At 61.8% G+C, this 11,645-nt stretch carries 16 protein-coding genes and 1 pseudogene; 9 read left to right on the forward strand and 8 right to left on the reverse strand.

Going from position 1 to position 11,645, the window contains the following annotated elements:
• The 5 genes and pseudogenes from EOC06_RS42690 to EOC06_RS16735 form a co-directional block, all read left to right on the forward strand.
• Positions 1 to 321, forward strand: a pseudogene (locus EOC06_RS42690) (phosphoribosylformylglycinamidine synthase II); the annotation flags it as partial.
• A 45-nt stretch (positions 322 to 366) separates the two neighbouring features.
• On the forward strand, positions 367 to 888 hold the full coding sequence (locus EOC06_RS16720) for a hypothetical protein (RefSeq protein WP_128308297.1): 522 nt from the start codon (positions 367 to 369) through the stop codon (positions 886 to 888).
• A gap of 132 nt (positions 889 to 1,020) precedes the next feature.
• A complete protein-coding gene (locus EOC06_RS16725) occupies positions 1,021 to 1,254 on the forward strand; it encodes a BolA/IbaG family iron-sulfur metabolism protein (protein ID WP_010909092.1) in 234 nt (77 codons plus the stop codon).
• Between the two features lie 141 nt (positions 1,255 to 1,395).
• Positions 1,396 to 1,731 carry a Grx4 family monothiol glutaredoxin gene (gene grxD / locus EOC06_RS16730; RefSeq protein WP_006332883.1) on the forward strand — a complete coding sequence of 112 codons (336 nt, stop codon included), beginning with the start codon at positions 1,396 to 1,398 and terminating at the stop codon, positions 1,729 to 1,731.
• Positions 1,732 to 1,941: 210 nt separating this feature from the next.
• The gene (locus EOC06_RS16735; protein WP_164873997.1) at positions 1,942 to 3,165 is read left to right on the forward strand and encodes a multidrug effflux MFS transporter; all 1,224 of its coding nucleotides are present in this window, start codon (positions 1,942 to 1,944) and stop codon (positions 3,163 to 3,165) included.
• On the opposite strand, the gene EOC06_RS42695 is transcribed toward EOC06_RS16735, so the two are convergent.
• The 4 genes from EOC06_RS42695 to rpsD all read right to left on the reverse strand — a co-directional run bounded on the left by EOC06_RS42695 (position 3,162) and on the right by rpsD (position 6,051).
• Positions 3,162 to 3,395: a hypothetical protein gene (locus tag EOC06_RS42695; RefSeq protein ID WP_245469670.1), complete on the reverse strand. Its 234-nt coding sequence runs from the start codon at positions 3,393 to 3,395 to the stop codon at positions 3,162 to 3,164. The genes EOC06_RS16735 and EOC06_RS42695 overlap by 4 nt on opposite strands.
• A gap of 235 nt (positions 3,396 to 3,630) precedes the next feature.
• The gene (locus EOC06_RS16745; RefSeq protein WP_127332066.1) at positions 3,631 to 4,458 is read right to left on the reverse strand and encodes an inositol monophosphatase family protein; all 828 of its coding nucleotides are present in this window, start codon (positions 4,456 to 4,458) and stop codon (positions 3,631 to 3,633) included.
• Positions 4,448 to 5,326: a tRNA 2-thiocytidine(32) synthetase TtcA gene (ttcA, locus tag EOC06_RS16750; RefSeq protein ID WP_128308298.1), complete on the reverse strand. Its 879-nt coding sequence runs from the start codon at positions 5,324 to 5,326 to the stop codon at positions 4,448 to 4,450. The genes EOC06_RS16745 and ttcA overlap by 11 nt, the downstream gene beginning before the upstream one ends.
• Before the next feature lie 107 nt (positions 5,327 to 5,433).
• On the reverse strand, positions 5,434 to 6,051 hold the full coding sequence (gene rpsD / locus EOC06_RS16755) for a 30S ribosomal protein S4 (protein ID WP_023759539.1): 618 nt from the start codon (positions 6,049 to 6,051) through the stop codon (positions 5,434 to 5,436).
• Between the two features lie 374 nt (positions 6,052 to 6,425).
• Here rpsD and EOC06_RS16760 point away from each other — a divergent pair, with 374 nt between their 5' ends.
• A complete protein-coding gene (locus EOC06_RS16760) occupies positions 6,426 to 6,635 on the forward strand; it encodes a hypothetical protein (protein ID WP_127332070.1) in 210 nt (69 codons plus the stop codon).
• 84 nt (positions 6,636 to 6,719) lie between these two features.
• On the opposite strand, the gene EOC06_RS16765 is transcribed toward EOC06_RS16760, so the two are convergent.
• From EOC06_RS16765 to EOC06_RS16775, 3 genes are all read right to left on the reverse strand, one after another.
• The gene (locus EOC06_RS16765) at positions 6,720 to 6,908 is read right to left on the reverse strand and encodes a DUF3008 family protein (RefSeq protein ID WP_023810328.1); all 189 of its coding nucleotides are present in this window, start codon (positions 6,906 to 6,908) and stop codon (positions 6,720 to 6,722) included.
• A gap of 64 nt (positions 6,909 to 6,972) precedes the next feature.
• A complete protein-coding gene (murI, locus tag EOC06_RS16770; protein ID WP_023810327.1) occupies positions 6,973 to 7,773 on the reverse strand; it encodes a glutamate racemase in 801 nt (266 codons plus the stop codon).
• Positions 7,766 to 8,680, reverse strand: a complete 915-nt coding sequence (locus EOC06_RS16775) for an RNA methyltransferase (protein ID WP_127321787.1) — start codon at positions 8,678 to 8,680, stop codon at positions 7,766 to 7,768. Before EOC06_RS16775 ends, murI begins: the two co-directional genes overlap by 8 nt.
• A gap of 214 nt (positions 8,681 to 8,894) precedes the next feature.
• Between EOC06_RS16775 and EOC06_RS16780 the strand changes: the two genes are divergently transcribed.
• From EOC06_RS16780 to EOC06_RS16790, 3 genes are all read left to right on the forward strand, one after another.
• Positions 8,895 to 10,106, forward strand: a complete 1,212-nt coding sequence (locus EOC06_RS16780) for an NADP-dependent isocitrate dehydrogenase (protein WP_127321786.1) — start codon at positions 8,895 to 8,897, stop codon at positions 10,104 to 10,106.
• Between the two features lie 148 nt (positions 10,107 to 10,254).
• Complete coding sequence (locus EOC06_RS16785) at positions 10,255 to 10,437, forward strand: hypothetical protein (protein WP_128308299.1); 183 nt, start codon at positions 10,255 to 10,257, stop codon at positions 10,435 to 10,437.
• Positions 10,438 to 10,449: 12 nt separating this feature from the next.
• Positions 10,450 to 11,094: a glutathione S-transferase family protein gene (locus tag EOC06_RS16790; RefSeq protein WP_128308300.1), complete on the forward strand. Its 645-nt coding sequence runs from the start codon at positions 10,450 to 10,452 to the stop codon at positions 11,092 to 11,094.
• A 241-nt stretch (positions 11,095 to 11,335) separates the two neighbouring features.
• Here the strand turns inward: EOC06_RS16790 and EOC06_RS16800 are convergent.
• Positions 11,336 to 11,645: DHHA1 domain-containing protein (locus EOC06_RS16800; RefSeq protein ID WP_245469672.1), on the reverse strand; the 310-nt coding region annotated here is incomplete at its 5' end.

The raw sequence follows: 11,645 nt of genomic DNA on the forward strand, positions 1-11,645 counted from the left end.
GGTGTCGCCGTTGCACTTGCCGAGATGGCGATGGCGTCCGGAATCGGCGCCGCCGTTCCCGGTCTTGTCGGCACCGACCCGATCCCGGTCTGGTTCGGCGAGGACCAGGGCCGTTATCTCCTGACGCTGTCGATCGATCCGCATGGCGACGAATGGGACGCCATTCGCAAGCAGCAGGGCGAACTCGGCATCTTCGCGCCGTGGATCGGCTCGACCGGGGGCAGCGCGCTGAAGCTTGGCGACGCCAGGGCAATCCCGGTCAGCGAACTCTCCGCGGCGCACGAAGGCTGGTTCCCCCGCTTCATGGACCAGGCCAGTTGACGAGAGCATGATCCCGAAAAGTGGGAACGGTTTTTCGGGAAACTCATGATCAAGCACAGGAAACTGGCTGCCCGGGCGCTGCTTGCAGTCGTTTTCTGGCCGTCGCTGTTCTTCTTCTGGTTCCTGGGACCATTCGTCTTTTTCCTGCTGTCGACAACCTCAAGCGAGGTGTGCATGCGGCTGGAAACGCGCGCGGAGTTCCTTGCCGCGGCCAATGGCGCCATCCCCATGCTCATCGCCCAGAATCTCATCTACGCGATCCCGATCGTCTGCCTGGTTCTGTGGGACCGCCTGGCGCCGGATCCGGCACGGGCAAGGCATATCGTCACCTGCATCAAGCTTTTTGCCAGCGCGGTGGTCGTAGGCGCGTTGTGGGAGTACGGCTCGTCGCTTGTCTGCGACGGTTATGGCCAGGGGTTCTTCTCGCCGGCTTGGCAAATGACGAGCTATCTCCCCATTGTCGGCCTCGTGCTCAACGCGCCGCTTTATGTGCTTGCCTTCAGCCTTGGCCGTGCTTTCTCGACACGCGACGACGTTGCCGAGGATGAAGCAAGCCCACCGGCTTAGTCTTTCTCTGAAGCCGTCGGGCCGTCTTGCCGTTGGTGGGACGAACGGCTTCAATCCGGACCGGAAAGGCTTTAGGCTCGCCCGACTCTCATCTTATGGCCTGACACCGGCCGCTCGAAACAGGATTTTGCCATGGCAATGGACGCCCACGACATCGAAAAACTGATCAAGGACGGCATTCCGGACGCCAAGGTCACGATCCGCGATCTCGCCGGCGACGGCGACCATTATGCGGCCGAGGTGGTGGCCGAGAGCTTTCGGGGGAAAAGCCGCGTGCAGCAGCACCAGATGGTCTATGACGCGCTGAAAGGAAATATGGGTGGCGTGCTGCACGCGCTCGCCTTGCAGACCAGCGTTCCCGACTGACCCTTAGCGCTTGGCCCAACACGGCCCATCCTTTGCGCCATTTCAGCCGCGGCGCGGCTAACGTCTTGTTTCGAGCAATCGTTGGGTTTATTTGAAGGGTATGTTTCGAGCCTGACTCCCACAGGCGGGAAAGGATATTCCATGAGCGGCATCAACGACTACATCGACAATGAAGTGAAGGGCAACGACGTCGTCCTTTTCATGAAGGGCACGCCCGGTTTCCCGCAATGCGGATTTTCCGGCCAGGTCGTCCAGATCCTCGACTATATCGGCGCAGACTACAAAGGCGTGAACGTCCTGGACTCGGCCGAACTGCGCCAGGGCATCAAGGAATACTCCAACTGGCCGACGATCCCTCAGCTCTACGTCAAGGGCGAATTCGTCGGCGGCTGCGATATCATCCGCGAGATGTTCCAGGCCGGTGAGTTGCAGACATTCCTCGTCGAGAAGGGCGTCAGCGTCAAAGGCGCCGCCTGATTTCTGTTTTGTGCATGCCCGAAAATCGACGTTGATTTTGGGCATCGAGCACCAGGCACCCCGGGGCAGCCCCACCTCGGCAATTTTCATGTCCTGAACCCAGGACCAAGACGAGCCAATGCGCCGGCCCGCCGGCGCATTTTCGTTTGAAAGATCGGACTTGCCGTGGACCAGCCAAAACCAGCGCCGCAATCGGCAAGCAAACTGCCCATTCCGCGCTGGGAGTTCATCGCCCTGTGCGCGGCGCTGATGGCGCTGAACTCGCTGGCCATCGACATCATGCTGCCGGCGCTGCAGCAGATCGGCGCCACGCTCGGCGTCGAAAATGAAAACCACCGGCAGTACGTCATAACGGCCTACATTCTGGGCTTCGGCGGCGGACAGTTGTTCTTCGGGCCGATCTCGGATCGCTTCGGGCGTCGCGCACCACTGGTCGCCGGGCTGGTGATCTATGTCGCCGCGGCCGCGGCTGCCGCCATTGCGCCAAGCTTTGAGACACTTCTGCTGTGCCGGGCCGTGCAAGGCATTGGTGCGGCCGCCACCCGCGTCATCGCCGTATCGATCGTGCGCGATACGTTCGACGGCCGGCGCATGGCCGAGGTGATGTCGCTGATCTTCATGGTGTTCATGGCGATACCGGTCATTGCTCCCGGCATCGGCCAGTTCATCATGCTGTTTGCGACCTGGCATTGGATCTTCGTCACCATGGCCGTCGGTGCGCTCCTCGTCTCGGCCTGGTCGCTGCTGCGCCTTCCTGAAACGCTGCATCCCGAACATCGCCGGCCGCTGACCGTGAACTCGATTGTCGGTGGGTTCCGCATCGTGCTCACCAACCGCATTGCGATCTGCTATGCCTTCGCCAGCACCTTCATCTTCGGCGCCATGTTCGGCTTCATCGCTTCGGCGCAGCAGATCTATGTCGACATCTTCCATGTCGGCGAGATGTTCCCGGTCATCTTCGCAGGCGTCGCGGGCGTGCTCGCCTTCTCCAACTTTCTGAATTCGCGCCTTGTCGGCCGCATCGGCATGCGCCGCCTGTCGCAGAGCGCGCTGCTGCTGTTCCTGGTCATCAGCCTTGCCTGGCTGATCGTTTCGCTGGAAATGAAGATGCCGCTCTGGCTGTTCATCACCTTCTTTGCCTGCGCCATGCTTCCGTTCGGTGCGCTGGGCGCGAACTTCAACGCGCTGGCCATGGAGCCGCTCGGGCAACTGGCCGGCACGGCGTCGTCGATCCTCGGTTTCATGCAGACGTTTCTCGGCGGCATTCTCGGCACGCTGATCGGCCAGGCCTTCAATGGCACGGTGACGCCGCTGGCCGCCGGCTTCTGCAGCGTCTCGGTCGCGGCGCTGCTGATGATCTTCATCGCCGAGCGCGGCAAGATGTTCCAGCCACAGAACGCGCCCGTTTCAGGGCACATCACCGACTTGCACTAGGATGCACCCTCAAGAGCTGCCGTGAACCGAGGGGCAAGCATACGCCCCGCAATTGCTTCACCCATGCTGTCCGAAAAGGGCAATGGCAGAGCATCATCGAGTGCCCTGAGAATGGATGCCACGAAGGCCCGGCTGCGCTGGGCATCGGTTCCCAGATCGGAATACGTGGCGCGAGGCTTGCCGATCAGTGTGCCGTTGCGGCGAAGCGAGAACCGCAGGGTCAGGGACATGCCCGCGGTTCCGGGTGGCGGTTTCCAGCAGGCATAGATAGCGTCCGACATCTCCTTTATCGTGTCGACGGGATCGGAACTGCGACAACTGCGTTCCTGCGATCTTGCTTCCTGGGAACTGGTAGACAGAGCGGCGGCAAGAGCCGCGGCGACAAATGCGAACCGAGGTTTCATTCGAGAGCCTCCGGATTTGCGTGAAATTGCACCGCTCCTTCGGCTAACGCAGGAATCGTTCCTATTGCGCCCAGAGTTCGCGGCGCAATTCGTGCCAGCTTTCGCGATCGGGCGCGACAAGCAGGCCGCCGCCGAGATGCGAGGGCAGATAGGTGCTGCCGTCGAAGCGCGCCGCGTGGCCGCCGGCCTCGGCATGGATCAGCACGCCGGCCAGATGGTCCCACGGCATCAGCTTGTTGTAGACGACGAAATGGGCATGGCCGCTCGCCAGCAGGCGGTATTCGTGCGCGGCGCAGCGATAGGCGAATTGCGACAGGATCTTCGTCTGGTTGCGCGCCAGCCGCGACCGCTCCGGCTCGGGCATATATTGCCAGGAGACCGAGCCGGTCATCTCCGAGATCGGCGCGGGTGCCGCTACATGCACCTTCTCCAGACTGCCATGCGCATGCCGGATATGGCTGCCGGCGCCCCTGGCGCCAATCAGCCAGTCCTTGCCGACGGGATCGTGGATGATGCCGGCAACCGTCTCGCCCTGGACCACGACCGCCAGCATGACGCCGAACAAAGGCACGCCGGAGGCGAAGTTGAAAGTGCCGTCGACCGGATCGATGACGAAGGCCAGATCGGCATCGCCCAGACCATCGAGCAGTGCCGGATTGTCGGAACAGGCCTCCTCGCCGACGATCATCGCCTGGGGATAGCGCTCGCGCAGGCGCGCGGTGATCAGCCGCTCGGCATTGACGTCGGCTTCGGTCACCAGGTCGGCGGCCGAGGTCTTCTGCCTGACATCGCCATCGCCCAGCCGGCGAAAGCGCGGCATGATTTCGGTCAGCGCCGCCTCGGCCAGAATGCCGGCCAGCCAATCGATCGCGGTGTCGTCAAATGTCATCGGCTTGCCTTGTGGTGAGGGTGTCGTTGAGGGCAGCGAAGTCGAACAGCTTCCTGTCGAGCAGGTGCGATGGCCTGCTGTTCGACAGCGCGCGCAGCATCGTATCCTTGCGGCCGGGCATGCGCTTTTCCAGGTCCTCGAGCATCGCCTTCATGGCGTTGCGCTGAAGGCCTTCCTGGCTACCGCAGAGATCGCAGGGAATGATCGGGAAATGCATGGCGGCAGCGAATTTTTCCAGATCGACCTCGGCGCAGTAGCTCAATGGCCGCAGCACCATGACGTCGCCGTCGTCGTTGAGCAGTTTTGGCGGCATGGCGGCGAGACGGCCGCCATGGAAGAGATTCATGAAGAAGGTTTCGAGAATATCCTCGCGATGGTGGCCGAGCACCAGTGCCGAGCACCCCTCCTCGCGCGCAATGCGGTAGAGATGGCCGCGCCTGAGCCGCGAGCAGAGCGAGCAATAGGTGCTGCCCGCCGGCAGCTTGTCGGTGACGAGGGAATAGGTGTCCTGATACTCGATCCGGTGCGCAATGCCGTGGCTGTTGAGATAGTCCGGGAGGATATGTTTGGGGAAATTCGGCTGGCCCTGGTCGAGATTGCAGGCCAGAAGATCGACCGGCAAGAGCCCGCGCCATTTGAGGTCGAGCAGCACCGCGAGCAGGCCGTAAGAATCCTTGCCGCCCGAGAGCGCGACGAGCCAGCGCTGGCCGGGCTTGATCATCGAGAAATCCTCGATCGCCTGCCGGGTCAGCCGCAGCAGCCGCTTGCGCAATTTGTTGAATTCGACCGAGGACGGCACGTCGGCGAACAGCGGATGGAAGCCGCCTTCGCTGTCGGCGATCGGTTCGATGTCTGGAAGCATGTTCATGGCATGTCGCTTTCAGTGGCCAGAGCGCCGGATTAGCGGACATGACCGACAAAGAAAAGGCCGCCTCGACGGGCGGCCTTTTCTTGGTGTCGCAGAACGCGCTCGTTTTAGCGCGAGTAGAATTCGACGACCAGGTTCGGTTCCATCTGCACGGCGAACGGAACGTCCGCCAGGCCAGGGATGCGCGAGAAGGTCGCGACCATCTTGTTGTGATCGGCTTCGATGTAGTCCGGCACGTCGCGCTCGGCGAGACCGACCGCTTCCAGAACGATGACCAGCTGCTTGGACTTTTCGCGCACTTCGACGACATCGCCCGGCTTGCAGCGATACGAGCCGATGTTGACACGCTTGCCGTTGACGTTGACGTGGCCGTGGTTGACGAACTGACGGGCGGCGAAAATGGTCGGCACGAACTTGGCGCGGTAGACGACCGCGTCGAGACGCGATTCGAGCAGGCCGATCAGGTTCTCCGAGGTGTCGCCCTTGCGGCGGTCAGCCTCTTCATAAACCTTGCGGAACTGCTTTTCCGAAACGTCGCCATAGTGACCCTTCAGCTTCTGCTTGGCGCGCAGCTGCAGGCCGAAATCGGAAAGCTTGCCCTTGCGGCGCTGGCCATGCTGGCCGGGACCGTATTCACGCTTGTTGACCGGGGACTTCGGGCGGCCCCATATATTTTCGCCGAGACGGCGGTCGATCTTGTACTTCGCGGATTCGCGCTTGCTCATCGCATTCCCTTTTCAAAACAATACACCCGGAACCTCATGGTCCGGGTGAAGGAAACGCGCCCTCCTCTGGCCTCCGTTTTCGAGACCTGACAGGGTTTTCCCACGCAACGCGGCGGAAAACCCACGGGACACGTCAGTTCAAACAAGATAGTAGAATTGGATTTCCACGCATCTTGCGCACATAAAGAAAACCACCGGGCATTGCGGCCCGGTGTTGGCGCGCTGATTAAACGGAGATTTAACCGGTGTCAAGCTTGTGGCTGGCGTAGGCCGTGGCGACGATATAGCGTCTCTGGGTTGAGTACAGTGCCGGATGTGGCGGGAGGTTGCGCCAGCGGCATCAGGAAGGACCGGAGCAGAGGAGCTACATTCGCATGAAGAAATTCTTCCTTACCCTGACAGGAGCCGCTGTGTTGGCGGGATCCATGGCGGTCCTGACACCGGAGCCGGCGGAAGCCAGGCATTGGCATGGACACCGACATCACCAGGCTTGCCGCATCGTGATCAAGAAGAAGGTTATCTGGCGGCACGGCCACAAGAAGGTCGTACGCTACAAGATCAAGCGCTGCAGCGGGCGCTGGTAGGCTCCTATCCGGTCTCAGGCGGCCGACATCGATTCAAAGCCCGCGGTTTTGGCCGCGGGCTCTTTGATTCCGGATGCTTAATCCTTAGTCTTTCGACTTCTTCTCCGGCAGGCCCTTGCGCTTCGTCTCGGCGAATTCCTCGAGCTGCTTTTCGCTCATCGATTCGTACATTCCCTTGGAAGCGCCCTGCAGTTCGCTCTTCTTGGTCTCGCCGCGCTTGGCCGACAGAGCCGCGCCGGCGGCTTTCTGCTGGGCTTTCGAGGTGGCTGGCATGGTTCTTTCTCCCGTTGGAATCTGGAGAAAAACGCAACGACTGCCGTGATGTTCCGCTTCGCAATCACGACATAGCCAGCCCGAAGCCCTGTATCAGGCGACGGGTCGGGAAATCGGCTCTTTTCGATGTGAAGACGGCAAGGTCGGGTCCTTCAGGCAGCATCTCGCCACGACCGCTCGGATCGATGTCGGCGAGAAGCGACAGTGCCCGGCGCGCAATCGCTTCAGCGGGGTCGAGCCAATCGACCGGCCAGGGCGCCGTCTTGCGCATGCGATTGGCCAGAAAGGGGTAGTGTGTGCAGGCGAGCACGACGATATCCGTACGCAGCGCATCATGTTCGACGAAGCACGGCGTGATCTCGGTGCGTACGGCCTCCTCATCGACGAAGCCCTCACGCATGTAGATCTCAGCCAGTCCCGCCAGCCTGTCGCTGCCGACCAGGCGGACATGGCATTTCTGCGCCCATTTGCTGATCAGGTCGCGCGTGTATTGGCGCTTGACGGTGCCAGGCGTCGCCAGCACCGAAACCAGCCCTGAGCGCGTGCGTTCCGCCGCCGGCTTGATCGCAGGCACCATGCCGACGAAAGGATGCTCGGGAAATCTATCGCGCAGCGCATCGATCACCAACGTCGAGGCGGTGTTGCAGGCGATGACGGAAATGGCCGGCGCAAAGCGCTCAAGCAATTTGCCGAACAATTCGAGTATATGCGCCCTCAGCGCCGGCTCTTCCCAAGCGCCGTAGGGAAACGCAGCGTCGTCGGCGACATAGATGAAGCGGCGATCGGGCATCAGCACGCGCGCCTCGCGCAGCACGGTAAGCCCGCCGATGCCCGAATCGAACATCAGGATCGGCCGCTCAGTCATTGTCGGTTCCTTTTCCGCCAAGCGGCGGTATGTCATCGTCCTTGCCGGTGTCGGCAAGGCGCGCCGCTTCCGCCTTGCGGGCCCGCGCGGCGGCCGCGGGCAAGCGCCGCGGGTCGTCGCCAGGGGACCCGTCGCCGCGCGGCATCGCCGGAGAAAACCTGTCGAGCGACGAAATGATGCCGCGCAGCACCTTGAGCTCCGGTTCGGCAAAGCCAGGGCGTGTCAGCACCGCGCGCAGATTGTCGATCATTTTCGGCTTCTTCGGCGCCGGCCGGAAATAGCCGCGCGCTTCCAGCGCGCCTTCGAGATAGGCGAACAGGCCGTGCAATTCTTCCTTGCTTGCCGGTTTCATGTCCGGGCCGGAAAAATTGGTCCTGGTCTCGTCCTCCAGGCCGGACTTCATCCATTCGTAGGACATCAGAAGTGCTGCCTGGGCGATGTTGAGCGAGGAGAAATCGGGATCGACCGGGAAAGTGACGATCTCGTCGGCAAGGCCGACCTCGTCATTGTAGAGGCCGAAGCGTTCGCGTCCGAACAGGATGCCGGTGCGCTGGCCCATCACGTGGCGCGCCCGCAGCAGCCTGCCCGCCTCCACCGGCCCGCGCACGGATTTGAAGCCGTCGCGCTGCCTGGCCGTGGTGGCGAAGACAAAGTTCAGGTCGGCGAGCGCCGAGGCCAGATCGTCGAAGACGGTGACAGCGTCGATGACATGATCGGCGCGGCTGGCCGCCGCGCGCGCCTTCTCGCTCGGCCAACCATCACGCGGGTTGACCAGGCGCAGCTCCGACAGACCGAAATTGGCCATGGCGCGCGCGACCATGCCAATGTTCTCGCCAAGCTGAGGCTCGACGAGGATGATCGCCGGGCCGGCGACTGCAATGCTATCGGGATCTTTGATGACGGGCATGATTGTCAATGAACTGCTGTTTGCGGCATTTCAGCGTCCCTGCCACATTCGGCCGGGAAAATGAAGCATTCGCAAATGACGACGGCTCTGGCCTCCAATTCGTGACCGATCGCCGTTTGCGTGGCCAAAAGCGCTTTGATATACGGGCGACATCTCCCGGCCCAACGCCGCGCGGGCAAGGCCGTCCCATATCCAGCAACGAGGCATTCTTTCCATGGCGAAGATCAAGGTGGCGAACCCGGTCGTCGAACTCGACGGCGACGAGATGACCCGCATCATCTGGCAGTTCATCAAGGACAAGCTGATCCACCCTTATCTCGACCTTAAGCTTGAATATTACGACCTCGGCATCGAGCACCGCGACGCCACCAACGACCAGGTGACCATCGATTCGGCCAACGCCATCAAGAAACACGGCGTCGGCGTGAAATGCGCGACGATCACCCCCGACGAACAGCGCGTCGAGGAGTTCAAGCTGAAGAAGATGTGGAAGTCGCCGAACGGCACCATCCGCAACATCCTCGGCGGCACCATCTTCCGCGAGCCGATCATCATGAAGAACGTGCCGCGCCTGGTGCCCGGCTGGACCAAGCCGATCATCGTCGGCCGCCATGCCTTCGGCGACCAGTACCGCGCCACCGATTTCCGCTTCCCCGGCAAGGGCAAGCTGACCATCAAATTCGTCGGCGAGGACGGCCAGGTGATAGAGCACGATGTGTACGACGCGCCCGGCGCCGGTGTCGCCATGGCCATGTACAATCTCGACGACTCGATCCGCGAGTTCGCCCGCGCCTCGCTGAACTACGGCTTGCTGCGCAACTATCCGGTCTATCTGTCGACCAAGAACACCATCCTCAAGGCCTATGACGGTCGTTTCAAGGACATCTTCCAGGAGGTCTACGAGGCCGAGTTCGAGGCCGAGTTCAAGTCGAAGAAGCTGTGGTACGAGCACCGCCTGATCGACGACATGGTGGCCTCTGCCCTGAAATGGTCGGGCGGCTATGTCTGGGCCTGCAAGAACTATGACGGTGACGTGCAGTCCGACACGGTTGCGCAGGGTTTTGGGTCGCTCGGCCTGATGACCTCGGTGCTGATGACACCGGACGGCAAGACGGTGGAAGCCGAAGCCGCGCACGGCACCGTCACCCGCCACTACCGCCAGCACCAGAAAGGCGAGGAAACCTCGACCAACTCGATCGCCTCGATCTTCGCCTGGACGCGTGGCCTCGCGCACCGCGCCAAGCTCGACGACAATGCCGACCTGAAGCGTTTTTCCGAAACGCTGGAAAAGGTCTGCATCCAGACGGTCGAGTCCGGCTTCATGACCAAGGATCTGTCGCTCTTGATCGGCCCCGACCAGCCCTGGCTGTCGACCACCGGTTTCCTCGACAAGATCGACGAGAACCTGCAGAAGGCGATGGCGTAAAACATGTCGCCCAAAAGCCTACCCTCGATCTTGATCTGAGTGTGCGACAGTATTAGCTAACGACAACGACTTGAGGCGTGTCGAATTGCAAACCTGTCTTCCATGGATGCGCTGCATTTCAATATCTAAGCCAAACAGGTAGATGTAAATGGCTATGTGGTTCGATCAGCAAGAACGACTAAAGAGTGCCAAGGGCAAAGAGCTTTTGGACTCCATGCCGAAGTATGAGGGGCAAGCCGCCAATGTCGCTCCCGCGCCAGCGGACCTTGGAGGCAAGATCACGCTCGTGATTGGGGAAGATGGCAAGCCCGTTGCAAAGATAAAAGAGTAGATCGTTATCCGCATCGGTCATAGGTTCAACACCACATCGTCGAGCAAGCCCATCGTCTACGGGGCGGACTACAGCGTCTATGTACGCATCGTCCGCCTCGTACTCGCGGAAAAAGGCATCGACTACGAGCTTGTGCCGGTCGATGTCTTTGCCGCCGAGGGCGTTCCCGCCTGGTATTTCGAGCATCATCCGTTCGGCCGCATCCCGGCCTTCTGTTATGACGGGTTTCGCCTCTTCGAGACCAATGCGATTGCTCGCTATATCGACGAGGCCTTCGACGGACCGGCGCTGCAGCCTGCCGACGCGCGCGGCCGCGCCAGGATGGGCCAAATCATAGGCATGCTCGACGCCTATGGCTATCGCGCGATGGTCTGGGATGTTGCCGTCGAGCGGCTGGAGAAGGCTGAGCCGGATTCGGCGTTGATCGCCGGCGGCCTTGCTCAGGCCGAGACGGTGCTGAGATCGCTGAAGCCACAAGGTCCGTGGCTGCTTGGCGACCAGCTGACGCTGGCGGACCTGCACGCCGCGCCGATCATCGCCTATTTCGTCAAGGTCACGCAAGGGCGCGATCTGTTGGCGCGGTTCGCGGATATTCGGGACTGGTATGCGCGCGTCGCTGATCGTGCGAGCTTTACGCGGACTGAAAAGGTCGCTTAGGCCGAGTGAACTTCCTCAACGCCGGCGCCGCCCCTCATTGCCCTGCCGGGCATTTCTCCCCGTAAAACGGGGAGAAAGAGGCTGGCCGCAACGCCGGCGCCTCTTTTTTGCAACGCTGGCGATTGGCGAAAGCCGCGACGAAAGCGCCCTTCTCCCCGTTTACGGGGAGAAGATGGCGGCAGCCAGATGAGGGGCAGCGCTACTTGGGAAGGTAGGGCTCCCCCCTGAACTGCCCACTAGCCTACGCCGCTTCGAGTGCCGCCCTCACTGCTGCAATCGCATCATCGGCCTTGGAAGCGTCGGGGCCACCGGCCTGGGCCATGTCGGGCCGCCCGCCGCCGCCCTGCCCGCCCAATGCGGCGGAGGCCACGCGGACAAGGTCGACGGCGCTGAAGCGATCGATGAGGTCGTCGGTGACGGCCACCACGACGCTTGCCTTGTTGTCTTCGCCGGCGCCGACGAAGACGACGACGCCGGAGCCGAGCGAGCTCTTGCCGGCATCGGCCAGCGGCTTCAAATCCTTCGGCGAGACACCGGAGACCGTCTTGCCG

It is taken from the genome of Mesorhizobium sp. M7A.F.Ca.MR.362.00.0.0 (genome assembly GCF_004023175.1).
Lineage (GTDB): Bacteria > Pseudomonadota > Alphaproteobacteria > Rhizobiales > Rhizobiaceae > Mesorhizobium.